We start from the raw sequence: 15,574 nt of genomic DNA, 5'->3' as shown, positions 1-15,574 counted from the left end.
CCGGTTGCTGGTCACCGTCTGGGCGGGGCAGCTCGTCTCGCTCGTCGGCTCCAGCCTGACCGCGTTCGTCCTCGGCGTCTGGGTGTACCAGCGCACCGGCTCGGTCAGCCAATTCGCGATGATCTTCCTGGCGAGCACGCTGCCGGCGATCCTGGCGGCGCCGTTCGCCGGCGTCCTCGCCGACCGGTGGGACCGGCGCCGGTTGATGCTGGGCGCCGACGCCGTCGCGGCGCTCGCCACCGGTGCCGTCGCCGTCCTGTACGCAGCCGGGCTGCTGGCCGTATGGCATGTCTACGTCACCACGGCGGTCGGTGCGGCGGCCGGCGTGCTGCACCAGATCAGTTACGCCTCCCTGACGCCCCGGCTCGTCGGCAAGCGACATCTCGCCCGGTTCAACGGGATGATGCAGGCCGGGCGTGCCGTGCAGATCGCGGCGCCGCTGCTCGCCGGGGCTCTCGTGGCGTCGATCGGGGTGGGCGGCGTGATCGCGCTCGATCTGGGCACGTTCGCGGTCGCCGCGGCCACGCTTCTCGTGGTGCGGATGCCACCGGAAGTGACCCGGCCGGCCGGCGCGGGCGGTGCCGGGACCGCGGCCGGGCCACCGGGCCCGGCCTGGCGGCAGGCGGCAGCCGGCTGGCGTCACCTGCGCGAGCGGCCCGGGCTGCCGGCACTTCTCGTCGTCTTCGGCCTCTACAACGCGCTCTTCGCCCTGGCCGGGGTACTCGTCCAGCCTCTCATCCTGTCCTTCGCCCCGGCGGCGACACTCGGCGCGCTGATGTTCGCCGGAGGTGCCGGTCTCTTCGCCGGAAGCCTCGTGATGAGCGCCTGGGGCGGGCCGCGGCGGCGGGTCACCGGCGTCCATGCCGGTCTCGCCGCCGGCGGCGTGGCGCTGGCGCTGCACTCCCTCGCCCCGTCGCCGTGGCTGATCGCGGTCGTGGCACCGGCGTTCCTGTTCACGCTGCCGATCATCAACACCGCGGCGATGACGTTGCTGCAGACCAAGGTGGAGTCGGCGGTGCTCGGCCGGGTGATGGCCGCCGCCCGGGTCGTCGGCGACGCCGCCGTGCCGCTGGCGTACGTCGCCGCCGGGCCCCTGGCGGACCGGGTCGCCGAGCCGCTGATGCGCGACGGTGGGGCGCTCGCCACCGGCCCGGGCGCGCTGCTCGGCACCGGCCCCGGCCGCGGCATCGCGCTGATCTTCGCCGTGACCGGCGTGGCGATGCTCGCGCTCGCCGCCGTCGCGTACGCCGTGCCCAGCCTGCGCCGGGTGGACGATCTGCCGGACGCGCAGGACCTCGACGCCGCCCCGCTCGCCGCGACAGCTCCCGACGCCGTCCCGCTCGCCGCGACCGCTCCCGAGGCCGGTCCGCTCGCCGCGACAGCTCCCGACGCCGGCCCGCCCGGCGGAAAGGCGGCGTCGGCAGCCGGAACGTCCAAGGAGTCCACCGTACGGGAAGGAGTCGGCTGATGCCGGTACCACTGACCCCCGAGGAGGCCGCCGGGATCCCGGGCGCCCACCTCGACCTGCTCAGCACAGTCGGTTTCCACGCCGCCGGAACCGCGCAGCGGCTCGGCGTCTTCGAGGCCCTCACCCGCGGAGCGCTCCATGCGGACGAGCTGGCCGGCCGATTGGACCTCGACCCCGACGGGGCCCGTGTCCTGTGCGACACCCTCGTCGCGTTCGGGTATCTGACCCGTGTCGGCGGCGCGTACACCAACAGTCCCGACGCGGTCCGCTGGCTGCTGCGCGAGGGATCCGACAGCTACGCGCCCGTACTGTCGTTCTGGCACACCGTGCTGACCGAGCGGTGGGGCGGCCTGGAAGAATCGCTGCGCCGCGGCAAGCCGGACGGTGACTTCTACGCCTGGCTGGACGCGCGCCCCGACACCCTCGCCGACTTCCACACCATGCTGAGCCGGCTCGCCGGCTGGCTGGCCGGTGAGGTGGTCCCGCGGGTACCGGTGCCGGACGGGCCGGCGAGCCTGCTGGACCTCGGCGGCGGGCACGCCGCGTACCCGGTGGCATTGTGCGCCGCCTACCCCGAGCTGCGGGCGAAAGTGGTCGACCTGGCCGGCGCACTGGAGCAGGGCCGGGCGACCGTGGCCGCCGCGGGCCTCACGGACCGGATCGAGCTGTGCCCGGGAGACCTGTTCACCGCCGACCTCGGCACCGGGCACGACGTGGCACTGCTGTTCAACATCGTGCACGGGTACCGCCCGGCGGAGGTCGCGACGCTGCTCGGCCGGGTGGCGGCCGCCCTGCGCCCCGGAGGCCGGCTGCTCCTGCTGGAGCCCCTCGCCGATGTCGAGCGGCCGCCGGGGCCGGCAGAGGCGTTCGTCCAGGCGTTCAGCCTCAACCTGTTCCACACCCAGGGCGGCCGGGTGTACGGCTACGCCGAGCTGACCACGCTTCTGACCGACGCCGGCTTCACCAGCGTGGACCGGCACGTGCTGGAACGCTCACCCACCGATCATCTGGTGACGGCCGTACGGGGGTCCAGGTCGTAAAGCACAGCCGTGCTCCGGCACGAGGTGCAGGCGGAGTGCCGGCAGCGCAGCCCGGCCTGCGCGAAGACCGGCTGCCAGGGACGGCGCCGTCGCCGTGGGCTACACCGGGCTGGCCGCCGCCAACAGCATGGCCATGTCGGCGTTCGGGCGTCGCACCGACCTCACGGTCATGAAATCGGCGGGCGGTACCCTCCGGCAACTGCTGTCGTTCGTGCTCTCGGAGACCGTCCTGGTGGTGGTCGTCGGCGTGGGCCTCGGCCTGCTGGTGACACTGCCACCGCTAAGCGGACCGGCAGCCGGGCTCTCGCAGGTCACTGGTACACCGGTCACCCCACACCTCAACGGCGCGGTCGTGTCCGCGGCGATTCTCCGCTCCCTGATCATGGCCGCCGCGGCCAGCGGGATCGTCACCTGGAACGTCATCCGGCCGCGACCCGCATGAGCCGGGCGGGACCGGTGCCGGCCGGCCGCGGGCGGAGCCGAGATTCTTCCCTGCCGTCCAGGCACGGCGGCGGCGAGCTGCCGTCATGCGGCCGAGGGTCTTCGTCCGTACTTCGCCCGGGTGGATGCGGGAGAGAGATGGGCGTTCGACTCCGGCTCCGATCGATGGTCGTCGTGGAGTGTGTCCGGACCGATGACCACGGTGGGAGCTGATGGGCCGAAGGATGGCGGCCGGCGCGTGGGCCGAGGCGACGACGCAGGCAGGCCCGAGCGGCAGGCGATCATCGCGCACGAGCAGCTCAGGCCGGTGTGGCAGCGGGGCAATGTGCAGCAGACTCGCCGGGACGCCGCACATCTATCAGGCCACCCGGGTGCCGGGAGATCAGACCTCATGACACATTGGTCAGAAGCAAGCCGGCTGTCAGCGGTGCAGGTGGGCGCGGATGGTGGTGCCCTCGGGTGTGGTGTGGATGCGCACCAGGTCGCAGAGCTGGTGGACCAGCAGCAGTCCCCGGCCGCCGTTGAGGGCGTCGGCCGGTACGGGGATGCGCCCGGCGAGGGGGTCGCTGAGGTGCCCGCCGTCGGTCAGTTGGCAGACGAGGTGACGCTCGTGGGTCCAGATGGCGAGTTCGCCGGTGCCGCCGCCGTACTTGACGGTGTTGGTGGCCAACTCGTTGATGGCGAGAGCGAGATCGGCGATCCTCTCGGATGTCAGACCGGCCCGGTCGGCGTGAGCGGCGGCGAAGCGACGTACCGCCTGCAGGGTGCAGAAGTCGATGGTGATGGTGGCCGCGTCGGCGGGCGGGTCGGGCAGTGGCCGGTTGAAGCTGGCGGCGACGGCGACCGGATCGTGGTAGGAGGCACTGTCGAAGCGGCGGTCCGCGTCGAGCATGACCGGATGTGTCTTGTACGCGTCCTCGATCCACACCGGGTCGAGCAGCTCGGTGTTGTACGGGCACAGAATCGTGGCCGGTCGGTCAGCGAACGCGGCGTTGATCAGGGCCTCGTGCTGGGCGCACGCGGGGTACTCGGTGGCGCTGCGGCCGGCCCAGATGGGCTCGCCGATCAGACGAACCCGCCGCCCTGGGTGGGCGTTGGCGAAGGCGAGCAGGACGGTGGGGATGATCCGGCCAGGGTTGCGGCCGGCCACCGTCATGTCGCGCAGCAGCACCCGCTCGGCGTCCGCGCCCAGGGCGTCTCGGATCAGTGTGAGGTTGGGGCCGGGGACGGCAACCGCGACCGGTTCCCCGGCGGCCAGCCCGTCGAGGATGTACGGCACGGTGCCGGCCAGGTACTCCTCATCGTCGCGGTACAACAGCGCCGGGTGCACGAACTGTTCCGCGGTGGCGGTACTCACGCGACCATCTCCGTCCCGGCACCGTCGCACGCGCGAGTCAGGTGCAGCTTGCTCAGTTGTGTGACGCCAAGGCGGTCCAGGGCCTTGGCGACGGTCCCATGGCATCCGCTGATATGGACCCCGCCGGGCGCCCGCAGCGTGAGCCGGACGAGCAGCGCGGCGGTGCTGGCGTCGGCGAACCTGAGGCCCTCGACGTCGACGACGATCGGGGCGACCGGGTCAGGCTGCCGGTCCAGTACTGCATCCAACGCTGCGGCCAGAGCCGTCTCGTTGCTGAAGTCGGCCTCGCCGATCAACCGCAGCCCGTACGGGTGGCTGGTGCGACGGATGCGTAACAGCGGCGTAGCGTCAGCCGCGGCGCCCTCGATGAGTGTCGCCGGGTGCGCACGCGCCACCTTCTGCAGCAGACCGCGGCTGAAGGCACGCCGGTCGTAGAGGCAGACCCCCAGCGCGCGTCCCTCCATGTACAACCGGTTGACCTGCGCCTCGTAGGCGACCATATGATCGGCTGCGGCCGGCTCGCCCGACGCCCACGGCATGTCGCCGACCAGCCGCAGCCCCGGGTGGCCATCCGCGGCGGCCTGTTCGAGGTGGCCGGTCAGCGAGTCCAGCATGCGGGCGGGCTCGAACCGGCCGGCCGGCAGGTACACCTCGGGAGACGGCAACACCTGTACCTGCCCGGCCCGCTGGGCCGGCGCCACCGCGACGCCACGCGCCTCCAGACCGGCCAGCACCGCGACCGGAAGCAGCGACTCGGTGAACACCATCACCTTGTCACCGGCGTCGAGACCGGCCGCGACGGCTCGTGCGATCAGGTCGAGACCATCGTTGGTGCCGTCGACGAACGCACAGACGTGATCACCGAGCTGGAGCTGCTCCATCGTCCCCGCCTCTGACATGACACCCCTCTCCAGCGTCCGAGCCAATTGTGCACGCGATGCCGGTTGAGCGGCATCCTGGCCGGAGTCAGGCGGTGAGCTGACAGTTGTCATCGTTCTCGCCGGCAAGCAGCTTGTCTGCGATCGCGGTCGCAACTTCGTTCGGCTCGTGGATCTCGTCGGCGACTGCCTTCATGGCGTACGCAGATCCGACCGCGGCGACACGGAAGAACTGCGCCGCCTCGCCGACGCGGGCAACCGCGACGCCGCCGATGTGCTCACCGAACTCGCCGCTCAGGACTCTTGCGGCGAGTAGCGCGCGTCGCAGGTGGTCCATGCAGTTCAGGTCGCGTGGGCGAACGCCTGCACGCTGCCGGTGGTGCCCGCGACGATGAGCATGTCGCCGGCGGAGACGGTGGTGTCGGCGGTGGCGCAGCGCCAGCACTGCCACGGTGATCGGGCCCGGCCAGCCGATGAACATCAACGGGATGAGGATGGCTGCCGCCGAAGCACGCCGTACCCACTGTCGTAGGCGCGCGCCGACGACGCGTGGCCACCAGCGGCGTGGTGGTCGGTCAGGGCTGGAAGCGGTAGCCCATGCCGGGTTCGGTGAGCAGGTGCCGGGGTCGGGTGGGGTCGGGTTCGAGCTTGCGGCGCAGGTGAGCCATGTACTGCCGCAGGTAGTGGGTTTCCTGCTGGTAGGTCGGCCCCCAGACCTGCTGCAGGAGGTGGCGTTGGCTGACGAGCTTGCCGGGCTCCCGCAGCAGCACTTCGAGCAGGTGCCATTCGGTGGGGGTGAGGTGCACGGCGTGGTGGGTGTCGTCGGTGGCGCGGACGGTGTGAGCGGACAGGTCGACGGTGTACCGCCCGATCCGGGTCTGGTGGGGGGTGTCGGTAGTGGTGTTGCGGCGGGTGACGGCGCGGATCCGGGCGAGGAGTTCGTCGATGTTGAACGGCTTGGTGACGTAGTCGTCGGCGCCGGCGTCGAGGGCTTGGACCTTGTCGGGGCTGCCGGCGCGGCCGGAGAGCACGATGATGGGGATCGGGGTCCACTCGCGGAGCTTGCGGATGACATCGACGCCGTCCATGTCGGGCAGGCCGAGGTCGAGCACGACGAGGTCGGGCTGGTGGTTGGCGGCGGTGTGCAGGGCTTCGGCGCCGTCGGCGGCGGTGAGGACGTCGTACCGGCGGGCGTGGAGGTTGATCCTCAGGGCGCGCAGGATCTGCGGCTCGTCGTCGACGACGAGGATGCGGGTCATGCCGGGTCTCCCGGGACGTGGGCGCAGCGGGTGGCGGCGGGCAGGGAGAGGACCATGGTGAGCCCGCCGCCGGGGGTGGAGTCCGGGTTCAGGGTGCCACCCATGGCTTCGGCGAGGCCGCGCGCGAGAGCCAGTCCGAGACCGACGCCGGTGGCGTTGTCGGTGTCGCCGAGGCGTTGGAAGGGCAGGAAGATCTGGTCCCGGTGGGTGTCGGGGATGCCGGGGCCGTGGTCGATGACGCGGATCTCGAGGTGGCCGCCGTGGGCGCTGACGGTCACGGCGGGTGGCCGGTCGGGCGGGCTGTGCCGCAGCGCGTTGGACAGCAGGTTGACCAGGATCCGTTCGACCAGGTCGGGGTCGGCGTGCGCCTCGGGCAGGTCGTCGGGGAAGTGGATGGTGACGGCGGCGCCGGGCGGGCCGAGGTCGTCGACGGCGCGGGGCACGATCTCGGCGGCGCTGACAGGCTGGGGGTGCACGCCGAGCGCACCGGCCTGCAGGCGGCTCATGTCGAGCAGGTTGTCGACCAGGCGGCCGAGCCGGTCGAGAGATTCGTCGGCGGTGGCCAGGAGCTCCTCGCGATCGGCGTCGGCGAAGACCACGTCGCGACTGCGCAGGCTTCCCACGGCGGCCTTGGCGGCGGCGAGGGGGGTGCGCAGGTCGTGGCTGACGGCGCGCAGCAGCGCGGTGCGGACGCGGTCGACTTCGGCGAGGGGCTCGGCGGTGGCGGCGCGTTCGGCGAGGCGTTCCTGGCGCAGGGCGACGGCGGTCTGCGCGGCGAAGGCTTCCAGTACGCGCCGGTCGGCGGCGGTGGGGGCGTGACCGCGCAGCACCAGGGAATAGGTGTGTTCGACGAGGACGTCGGTGTCGCCGTCGGTCGGGGTCCGGCTGGCTTCACCACCGACCGCGGCGACGACACGCCACGCGGCGGGCAGCCGGTTCAGGTCGGGGCTGTCGGGGGTGTCCGGGTCGCGCTCGAGCAGGGTGACGGCGTCGAGGTGGAAGGTGTCGCGGAGCTGGTCGAGCATGGCGGTCAGGGGGCGTTCGCCGCGCAGGACGCTGCCGGCGAGGGTGGACAGGGTTTCGGCCTCGGCGCGGGCGCGGGCGGCTTCGCTGGTGCGTCGGGCGGCCAGGTCGACCACGGTGCTGACCGCGGCGGCGACGATCAGGAACACCAGCAGGGCGAGCAGGTTCTCCGGCTCGGCGATGATCCACCGGCGCAGCGGTGGGGTGAAGTACCAGTTGAGGGTCAGGAAGCTGGCGATCGCGGCGGCGACGGCGGGCCAGATGCCGCCGACGAGCGCGACCGCGACGACGGCGACGAGGTACAGGGGGATGATGCTGGACAGCCCCAGTGTGTCGCGGGAAGCGGCGAGGGCGGCAGTGAGTAGGGGCAGGCCGGCGCCGGCGAGGGTCAGTCCGGCGAGGCGGCGACGCGGCGACAGGCCGTGGGTGGGTGGGAAGCCGCCGCGCCGGCCCCGCTTGACCTGCTCGTGGGTGACCAGGTGCACGTCGATGGGGCCGGACTCGGCGGTGGTGGTGACGCCGACGCCGCGGGACAGCAGCTGGGCGAGGCGTCCGCGGCGGCTGGCGCCGAGGACGAGTTGGGTGGCGTTGACGCCGCGGGCGAAGTCGAGCAGCGCCGTGGCAACGTCGGTGCCGACGACCTGGCGGTAGACGCCGCCGAGCCCCTCGACCAGCAGGCGTTGGCGGGCCAGGTGGGCGGGGTCGGCGTCGGCGAGGCCGTCAGTGCGGGCGACGTGCACGGCGACGAGGTCGGCGCCCCTGCTGCGAGCGGCGATGCGGGCGGCGCGACGAATGAGGGTGTCGCCCTCGCCGCCGCCCGTGAGCGCGACGACCACGCGTTCGCGGGTCTCCCAGGTGGCATCGATGCGGTGGTCGGCGCGGTAGCGGCCGAGCTCGGTGTCGACCTTGTCGGCCAGCCAGAGCAGGGCCGCTTCCCTCAGGGCGGTGAGGTTGCCGACCCGGAAGTAGTTGCCCAGCGCAGCGTCGACCTTCTCGGGAGAGTAGACATTGCCGTGGGCCATCCGGCGGCGCAGGGCCTCGGGCGCCATGTCGACCAATTCGACCTGCTCAGCGGCGCGGACCACCGCGTCGGGAAGTGTCTGCTGCTGCGGCACACCGGTGATCGCGGCGACGACGTCGTTGAGCGACTCCAGATGCTCGATGTTCACCGTGGTGATGACGGTGATGCCGGCGTCCAGGAGGAGTTGCACGTCCTGCCAACGCTTGGCGTGGCGGGAGCCGGGGACATTGGCGTGGGCCAGCTCGTCGACCAGGGCCACCTCGGGCCGGCGCGCGAGAACCGCGTCGACGTCGAGCTCCGTGAACATCGCGCCCCGGTAGCTCACCGCTCGGCGCGCGATGACCTCGAGACCGTGCACGAGGGCCTCGGTCTGCGGGCGGCCGTGACACTCGACGAAGCCGATCACCACGTCGGTGCCGCGCGCCGCGCGCCGGTGCCCCTCCTCCAGCATCCTGTACGTCTTGCCCACGCCGGGGGCAGCCCCGAGGTACACGCGCAGATGTCCACGCGCCACATTGCCCTCCCGCCTGCTGGCCACCCAGAAATACCGGCGCTTCAGGTTGCCGTAGGCGTCGGTGCCAACCGCTCCGCCCCTCCGCCGACGAACCGGATTTTCACGCGATTTCTACGCCCAGCGTTCGAGGCGGGACGCCCCACAGACCCCAGACTGATCCGGCCTGATCGGGCGGCCGTCCGGTCGCAGCCGTGAGAGCCGATGTCGTGACGAGCAGGGTGGAAGACGTGATGGACGCCGGGCCCACCGGAGCAGACGCCGCTATGGTCTCCGGCGCCTTCGCCGTCACCGCCTGGGCGCGGCGCCACCGCCGACGCCGCGCCGCGGCCGGCTTCGGGGCGCTGACCGCCGTGCTGCTGTACGCCCTGGTGGAGAACATCGTCGAGAAGCCCGACGGCATCGCCATCTCCGGCATGCAGCCCCCTGTTCCACATGATCCGCTACTTCCTCCTCGGCCGCGGCGACACCGCACCCGTCACCCGCGAGATCATCCGCAGACACGAACCCGAGCAGGCCCGCCGGCCCGGCATCCACGTCGGCTCCTGATCAGGTACGCCGCCAGGCCGGCCAGCATCCACGTCGGCGCATGATCGGGCAGCGGTATGATTCCCGGCCGCGATCGCGGCCGGTGCCCGACGGGCATCAGAGCCAACCGGCTCGGCGTAGCCGCCGGTAAAGTGCCACGGCACTGAGGACCATGACGGTCAGCACGCCGGGGTAGCCGTAGCGCCATTGCAGTTCCGGCATGAAGGCGAAGTTCATGCCGTAGATGCCGGCGATGGCGGTCTGCAGAGCGGCGATGGCCGCCCACGATGCGATCTTGCGCATGTCGTTGTTCTGGGCGACGGTCACCTGGGCCAGGCGCGCCTGCAGGATCGAGGTCAGCAGGTCGTCATGGCTGATCACCTGCTCCACGACCCGGGCGTGATGGTCGGCGACGTCCCGGAAGTAACGCCGGATCTCCTTGGGCAGGGCGCCGGCCTGCCGGTCCACGATCGTCGACAACGGCCGCTGCAGCGGCATGACAGCGGCCTTGAACTCCATCAGCTCGCGTTTGAACTGGTAGATCTGCTCGATGCCGAGGTTCGGGTCGCGGCTGAACACCGACGCCTCGACCATGTCGAGGTCGGTCTGCATGGCGGCGGCGATGTCGACGTAGGCGTCGACGACCCGGTCGTACACGGCGTGCACGACCGCCCACGGGCCCTGCGCCAGCAGATGCGGCACGGCTTCGAGTTCGGCGCGTACGGAACGGAGTTCCCCCACCGTGCCCTTCCGGACGGTCACCACGAAGTGCTCACCGACGAAGATCCACACCACGCCGGTATGGACGATCTCGCTGGTGTCGGTCAGCGCCGCGTGATCGACGTACTGTGCCGCCCGCACGAGGAGGAAGGTGACATCCTCGTAGCGTTCCAACTTGGGCCGCTGCTCCTGATGCACGACGTCCTCGACGGCGAGGGGGTGTAAACCGAAGATCTCCGCAACCCCGGTGAACGTCTTCTCGTCCGGCTCGTGCAGGCCGATCCATACGAACGCACCATCGATGTCACGGGCCTGCGCGTACAGCTCAGCCGTACCCTCCGAGCCCTCCACGCGGGCACCGTCGCGATAGAGGGCGCAATCGACCACACCCGACGTCGCGCGCGCCGGGGGCGGACCATCGACGCCGGCTCGGGCGCCCTGTCCTCGAAGCAGTCCTGGCAGATGCACTCCCGGGCGTTCACGCATGGGTGTCTCCTCTGCAATCCGTTGGTGATTCCGCAGAGGCCGTATCCCCTGAGCGGCTGCGGCCTTCACATGCTCCCAAATCCCGCCCGAGGCTATCCCGGCAGATGGTCCGGGCCGCCGGCAACGGCGACGGTGGGGAATACGATCCAAGCGGTGAAGAGCAGCACGGACAAAAGGCGCGGTGACTCGATGTGCCGGACGGCGTGGATCCACCGCTTCACCGAGGGGCCACGACGATGGCGGTCACGATCGCGGCGAGCGATGTGAGCAGGCACAGTGCCAGGCCGGCACGGATCGCTGGTCAGCCGCGGGTGTCCGCTGGTGCATGCAGCGTGAGGTGCGCGGATAGGGCGCCACCGCGCCGCTGCGCCGAGACCACGCCAGAGGCGAGCGTGCCGTCGGTCGGGTACCAGCTACTCAGGCCGTAAGCGACGTGCACCTCGTCTGCGGACGTCCAGTTGCCCATCGCGGTGGTGACCAGCAGGTCGCCGAGGCCGCCGTAGAAGGCCATCGCTGGGACCACCACGGTGCCGGCGGCGAGGGCGCGTTCGGCGAAGTGCGCGAACGTGTCGACGTTCGCCTCGATCTCAGCCGCCACGTCGACGTACGGGATACCGGCGCGTAGTGCCGCCTCCACCACCGCGCCGGCGGTCAAGGCGAAGGGCCCGGTTGGGGTGGCCGAGGCTTCGCCAGGTGGGGCGGACGGTACGGCGGGGTGGCCGAGCGGTGTAGCCGACCGTGTAGTGGTATGGCAGCCGGCGAGAGTTGACATCGGCGTAGAGAGCGGACAATGGATAGTGAGGAAGGCCGATGCGAGCCCGGGGCGGTGCGTCATGGTGGAGGTATCCGCGCAGGTGAGGCGGGCGGCGGGCGAGATCATCCGCATCGCCACCATGCCGGCGAGTATCAAGGACCGGGCGTTGGCGCTGCTGGGGCCGCTGCGGCGCATCACCCCCTACGACGCGGCCTTCATCACCCTGTTCGATGCCGAGCGGCACCGCCACCTGCCGCTGGTCCGTTCGGGATTCGAGGGGGCCCATCGCTATCTCGACAGTCCGGCGCTCGTCACGGACCTCGAGCGGATGGACCTGCACGGCAGCCACCGGCCCCTGCGGGTCTGCGACCTCGCCCCACTGCCGGACGAGCTGCCGTTGTGGGCGGACCATCTGTATCCGGCGGGGTTTCGCGAGGGTCTGGGCAGCGGGCTGTTCACCGCCGACGGCCGTTTCCTCGGTCTGTTCACCGTCAACAGCGCCGATCCCCGCCCGGCCAGTGACGCCATCCGCGACCTGCTGCACGAGATCATGCCGGTGATCGCCTATGCGGTGGACCCGCTGCGTACGGTCGCCGCCGTCGCGGGCATAGTCACCGATGCCGCCGCCGGAGCGGTCGTCTCCCGCGCAGGTGAATCCATCGCCCTGCCGGGCCTACCGCGCCATGCCCTGCTGGCTCCTGGGGGACCGGTGCTTTCCGCCGCCCTCCACCGGCTGCACGGGGGCCGGGTCCACACGACCTTCCTGTGCCGGCACAACGATGCGGACCTGCCCGGGCCGCCGCTGCTGCGGCTGACCGCGCTGGCCTGCTCCCCGCAGCCTCCCAGCGACCTGCGGGTGGTGGTGCTCCTGTCGCCGCCACCGCCGTTGCGCGGTCTGGCCCTCACCGAGCTGGAGGTCCTCGGCCTACTCGTCGAGGGCTGCCCCGACGCGCACATCGCCGTGGCCCTGCACGTCAGCGGCCGCACGGCGGCCGTCCTCCTTGCCCGCATCATGGAGAAACTAGGTGTGGCATCGCGGACCGAGGCGGCGGTACGCGCGGCCCGCCGAGGCCTTTACATCCCCGCCGAACTGACCCTCAGGACACCACCCCGCGAAGGGCGTCATGATTGAGCACAGTCGGCGCCAACGATGGCCGTGGAGATCGCCACGCCACCTTCGCGTGCGCTCGGAACAGGTCTGGAACGCCGGCTCCACCGCGGTCGCGTCGGACTCGACGCACTTCGGCGCGTACGACGAGAACATCTTCACGTGTGCGGGGTGACGCCGGGCGGTGCCTGCTGTTCAGGATGGTGCTGTCCTACCCGTGTCCGTTGGTGGTCGACCGTGTCGCGGGCAGGCACGGGCAGGGTTCGCTGCGCTCCGGCGAGGCTTGCGTTCTTGGAAGATGGTCCAGACGACCTTGCCCGTTGTGGTGGGCATGGCGCCCCACGAGGTCGCAACAGCATGGACCACCCGCAGTCCCTGCCCTCGGTATTCCCCGGCAGGGCCCGGGGGCGCCGATGCCGGATCGAGCAGCCGGGGCAGTCGCGGGTCATGGTCGGCGACGGCCAGGTGCAGACCGCGACCGCGTTTGGACACCGTGACCTCGATGGGGGTGCCGGCGTGTTCGACGGCGTTGAGGACGAGCTCGCAGGCAACCATCTGAGCCGGGTGCCGCAGCTTCTTGAGGTGCCAAGCACGGCAGGCTTTCGCCACCAGGTCGCGGGCCAGGCGGGCGGCATCCGGTTCGGGCGCCAAGCGGAGCCGCTCCCGCTCGGTCAGCGGCAGCCGGCCGGCAACGGCCGTACGCGCCTGCGGCACGCTCGCATAGAGGGGAAGGCTCCATCGGGCGCCCATGCGGCCCAACCGTACGGCGAGCGGTGCCGCCGGCGGCAGGCAGACGAGGACCGGCACGGGCGGCCCCAGCGCCCGGCCCCGCAGCCCGGCGGTGAACCAGGTCGGTGCACTGGCGGCCAACGGATCCTCAAGTTCGAGCAGGTCGACGATGACGGCCCTAGGGCTTTCCGCGAAGCACTTGCTGATCCCCGTAGCGGCCAGGACCGGCAGGTGACGACTCCAGCGTCCGTACACCTTCAGCTCGATCACCGCGTTGTCGATGTCGCTGCGGGCGGTCAGCGTGGGTTCGATCCGCCGCGGTCCTCCGGTGTTGACCATCAACGGCGCGCGAAGATCCATGATGCTCCCTCCACTCAGCCGACGGACGAAGAGGCCTATTAGATGCTATAGAGCAATGATTGCTGTACGTCTTAGATGCTATAGAGCAATGATTGCTGTACGTCGCGAGTGGCGTCCACCCTCCACCACCGCGAACCGTTGCGTGACGACTCAGGGCGGCGTCCGCAACGGCGGGGCGACCACATTTCCGGTGGCGCCAGGTGATCGGATCTGCGGGTTCACGCGTCTTCCGGGGTGGCCGCCGACCTGCCGAGCATGGCAGCGGTCAAGGGCGGCACGGTCGTGCTGCCGGCGGCCGGGCGCGGGGACCCGCGATGTTTCTGCCTTGTCGATGGATACCGACCATGGTGCAGGGCGTGGTCATCATGGCCACGCAGCAATGTTCGAGTGACTCGCCGGGTCAACGGGGACCGACCCGTCACGTGAAGAGGCGGGAGCACGACGATGGCTGGCACGAATGTCGGTCGCCAGAGTCCACGGCCACTGGTGGTGACCTGTGTACGCCGGGGCGGCGGCAGGCAGCGGATTCGGGTGATCGGTGACCTGGACGCCTCCGCCGTTGCCGGCTTCCACGCCAAGGTGACGCCGCTGGTGGCGCCTCCTGCCCGTATCGTCGAGCTGGATCTTGTGGGAGTGGGGTTCTGCGACGTGGCCGGTGGCCGGGAATTGCTGATGCTGCGCTGCCAGGCCGCTCGGCAGCAGATCAGACTGGACCTGGTGGCGGCTCACCCCGCGGTGTGGTTCCTTCTGCACCTCCTCGACGAGCAGGCCTGGCTTCTCCACCCCGGTCAGCAATAGACCGGCATCCAACGTCGGGCCGGTCTGGTCGGGCGGGAAGTGAGCGCGCGAGCCCGGGGCCCGGGTGCGGCGTGCGACCACACCCGTGCGGAGTGGCTCTGTTCGGCAGGACCGCCGATGGATGAAGACCGAGCGCCCATGAATGCGTTTGCGGCGGCACTGTCGTGGTACTCCGCGCGGCATGGTCCCCTGTGCACGCCACGGTGTTGAGAAGCATCATGGATGCTGACCGGTCACCGACACTGCTGCAACGTCGTCTCAGTGACAACGGTCGAAGGGTGGCAGTGGTCGCCGACGTGGACACCGCGATGGTCGAGGTGACGGTAAGCGGTCGCTGGGACCGCTGGCTGCAGGAGGCCACCGCCCCCATGCTGCGCGGCTGTCTCGCTGCACATCCTGCGGCGATCATTCTGGACCTGCACGACCTCGGTGATCCTCGCGGTGCCAGTGCCCCGTTGTGGCGCGCTATACGCCTGTGCGGTGCACAGATGCAGTCACCTGTGCCGGTCGTGGCGTGCCTGCCCATCCAGGCACCGCTGGCCGGTGCGCTGCGCCGCCGTGGCGGGCGTCGAGTTCTGCCGCTGTACCCGAGCGTGCCCGAAGCGCGCGCCGTCCTCGGCATCAGCTCGACGACCGACCAGCGACGACGGCTGCGGCTGGTACCCGAGCTGGCCGATGCCGTCCGGGCACGTCAGATGGTCACCGATGCCTGCGCCATCTGGCATCTGTCCGAGCTGGCGCCGCGCGCCCGCCTGGTGGTCTCCGAGCTGGTCGTCAACGCGGTCGAGCACGCCGTCCCGACCATCGAGGCGACCGTCACCCGGCTCCCGGCGGGCATGCAGATGGCCGTCTACGACGACGATCCCCATCTGCCGTGCCTGCGCCGTTCGGGCCGCGAGCCCGGTGACGTCACCGCACGCCGCCTCGGGTTGCGGGTGGTGCATCATGCCGCCTCGGCCTGGGGATCCTTGCCGACCCGTACCGGCAAGATGGTGTGGGCCGTCGTCACCTGCCACCAACGCTGAACCGTCGCGGAGCCGCTCCGCGACGCGACCGACGCCGGATGATCACGATCTCGATGCGCGGACCGGTG

General features: G+C 71.1%; 15 protein-coding genes. 7 read left to right on the top strand and 8 right to left on the bottom strand.

Annotated features, from left to right (window positions below; all coding sequences use genetic code 11):
* Positions 1 to 4 precede the first annotated feature (4 nt).
* The 3 genes from EDD30_RS05880 to EDD30_RS05870 all read left to right on the top strand — a co-directional run bounded on the left by EDD30_RS05880 (position 5) and on the right by EDD30_RS05870 (position 2,950).
* Positions 5 to 1,468, top strand: a complete 1,464-nt coding sequence (locus tag EDD30_RS05880; RefSeq protein WP_244945565.1) for an MFS transporter — start codon at positions 5 to 7, stop codon at positions 1,466 to 1,468.
* The gene (locus EDD30_RS05875; protein ID WP_071803009.1) at positions 1,468 to 2,508 is read left to right on the top strand and encodes a methyltransferase; all 1,041 of its coding nucleotides are present in this window, start codon (positions 1,468 to 1,470) and stop codon (positions 2,506 to 2,508) included. Before EDD30_RS05880 ends, EDD30_RS05875 begins: the two co-directional genes overlap by 1 nt.
* A gap of 94 nt (positions 2,509 to 2,602) precedes the next feature.
* Positions 2,603 to 2,950, top strand: coding sequence for an FtsX-like permease family protein (locus EDD30_RS05870; RefSeq protein WP_170047086.1), 348 nt, complete (start codon positions 2,603 to 2,605; stop codon positions 2,948 to 2,950).
* 420 nt (positions 2,951 to 3,370) lie between these two features.
* Here EDD30_RS05870 and EDD30_RS05865 read toward each other — a convergent pair whose 3' ends face one another.
* The 5 genes from EDD30_RS05865 to EDD30_RS05845 all read right to left on the bottom strand — a co-directional run bounded on the left by EDD30_RS05865 (position 3,371) and on the right by EDD30_RS05845 (position 9,001).
* The gene (locus tag EDD30_RS05865) at positions 3,371 to 4,306 is read right to left on the bottom strand and encodes a sensor histidine kinase (RefSeq protein WP_071803008.1); all 936 of its coding nucleotides are present in this window, start codon (positions 4,304 to 4,306) and stop codon (positions 3,371 to 3,373) included.
* Positions 4,303 to 5,205, bottom strand: coding sequence for an MEDS domain-containing protein (locus EDD30_RS05860; RefSeq protein WP_170047082.1), 903 nt, complete (start codon positions 5,203 to 5,205; stop codon positions 4,303 to 4,305). The genes EDD30_RS05865 and EDD30_RS05860 overlap by 4 nt, the downstream gene beginning before the upstream one ends.
* 67 nt (positions 5,206 to 5,272) lie before the next feature.
* Positions 5,273 to 5,668 carry a hypothetical protein gene (locus tag EDD30_RS38175; protein ID WP_143162537.1) on the bottom strand — a complete coding sequence of 132 codons (396 nt, stop codon included), beginning with the start codon at positions 5,666 to 5,668 and terminating at the stop codon, positions 5,273 to 5,275.
* Positions 5,669 to 5,759: 91 nt separating this feature from the next.
* Complete coding sequence (locus EDD30_RS05850; protein ID WP_071803005.1) at positions 5,760 to 6,443, bottom strand: response regulator; 684 nt, start codon at positions 6,441 to 6,443, stop codon at positions 5,760 to 5,762.
* Positions 6,440 to 9,001: a sensor histidine kinase gene (locus EDD30_RS05845; protein ID WP_071803004.1), complete on the bottom strand. Its 2,562-nt coding sequence runs from the start codon at positions 8,999 to 9,001 to the stop codon at positions 6,440 to 6,442. The genes EDD30_RS05850 and EDD30_RS05845 overlap by 4 nt, the downstream gene beginning before the upstream one ends.
* Positions 9,002 to 9,192: 191 nt before the next feature.
* Between EDD30_RS05845 and EDD30_RS05840 the strand changes: the two genes are divergently transcribed.
* Entirely contained in the window at positions 9,193 to 9,591 is a 399-nt protein-coding gene (locus tag EDD30_RS05840) for a hypothetical protein (RefSeq protein WP_394328209.1), read from the top strand.
* 52 nt (positions 9,592 to 9,643) lie between these two features.
* Here the strand turns inward: EDD30_RS05840 and corA are convergent, their stop codons facing one another.
* Both corA and EDD30_RS05830 read right to left on the bottom strand, forming a co-directional pair.
* Positions 9,644 to 10,732 carry a magnesium/cobalt transporter CorA gene (corA, locus tag EDD30_RS05835; protein WP_084556078.1) on the bottom strand — a complete coding sequence of 363 codons (1,089 nt, stop codon included), beginning with the start codon at positions 10,730 to 10,732 and terminating at the stop codon, positions 9,644 to 9,646.
* Between the two features lie 301 nt (positions 10,733 to 11,033).
* Positions 11,034 to 11,387, bottom strand: coding sequence for a saccharopine dehydrogenase family protein (locus tag EDD30_RS05830; protein ID WP_244945136.1), 354 nt, complete (start codon positions 11,385 to 11,387; stop codon positions 11,034 to 11,036).
* 178 nt (positions 11,388 to 11,565) lie between these two features.
* Here EDD30_RS05830 and EDD30_RS05825 point away from each other — a divergent pair, with 178 nt between their 5' ends.
* Positions 11,566 to 12,618: a helix-turn-helix transcriptional regulator gene (locus EDD30_RS05825; RefSeq protein ID WP_071803002.1), complete on the top strand. Its 1,053-nt coding sequence runs from the start codon at positions 11,566 to 11,568 to the stop codon at positions 12,616 to 12,618.
* Between the two features lie 171 nt (positions 12,619 to 12,789).
* Here EDD30_RS05825 and EDD30_RS05820 read toward each other — a convergent pair whose 3' ends face one another.
* Positions 12,790 to 13,683, bottom strand: a complete 894-nt coding sequence (locus tag EDD30_RS05820; RefSeq protein ID WP_071803001.1) for an ATP-binding protein — start codon at positions 13,681 to 13,683, stop codon at positions 12,790 to 12,792.
* Positions 13,684 to 14,214: 531 nt separating this feature from the next.
* On the opposite strand from EDD30_RS05820, the gene EDD30_RS05815 reads away from it, so the two are divergent.
* Both EDD30_RS05815 and EDD30_RS05810 read left to right on the top strand, forming a co-directional pair.
* Positions 14,215 to 14,481 carry an STAS domain-containing protein gene (locus EDD30_RS05815; protein ID WP_071803000.1) on the top strand — a complete coding sequence of 89 codons (267 nt, stop codon included), beginning with the start codon at positions 14,215 to 14,217 and terminating at the stop codon, positions 14,479 to 14,481.
* Between the two features lie 278 nt (positions 14,482 to 14,759).
* A complete protein-coding gene (locus tag EDD30_RS05810) occupies positions 14,760 to 15,506 on the top strand; it encodes an ATP-binding protein (protein ID WP_143162536.1) in 747 nt (248 codons plus the stop codon).
* Positions 15,507 to 15,574: the final 68 nt, after the last annotated feature.

The organism is Couchioplanes caeruleus (assembly GCF_003751945.1).
GTDB lineage: Bacteria > Actinomycetota > Actinomycetes > Mycobacteriales > Micromonosporaceae > Actinoplanes > Actinoplanes caeruleus.
This window is presented reverse-complemented; position numbering and strand designations above follow the sequence as displayed.

Coding starts and splice junctions, on each gene's coding strand:
- EDD30_RS05860 (WP_170047082.1), bottom strand. CDS start 5,205: ATGTCAGAGGCGGGGACGATGGAGCAGCTCCAGCTCGGTGATCACGTC.
- EDD30_RS05875 (WP_071803009.1), top strand. CDS start 1,468: ATGCCGGTACCACTGACCCCCGAGGAGGCCGCCGGGATCCCGGGCGCC.
- EDD30_RS05825 (WP_071803002.1), top strand. CDS start 11,566: ATGGTGGAGGTATCCGCGCAGGTGAGGCGGGCGGCGGGCGAGATCATC.
- EDD30_RS05820 (WP_071803001.1), bottom strand. CDS start 13,683: ATGGATCTTCGCGCGCCGTTGATGGTCAACACCGGAGGACCGCGGCGG.
- EDD30_RS05850 (WP_071803005.1), bottom strand. CDS start 6,443: ATGACCCGCATCCTCGTCGTCGACGACGAGCCGCAGATCCTGCGCGCC.
- corA (WP_084556078.1), bottom strand. CDS start 10,732: ATGCGTGAACGCCCGGGAGTGCATCTGCCAGGACTGCTTCGAGGACAG.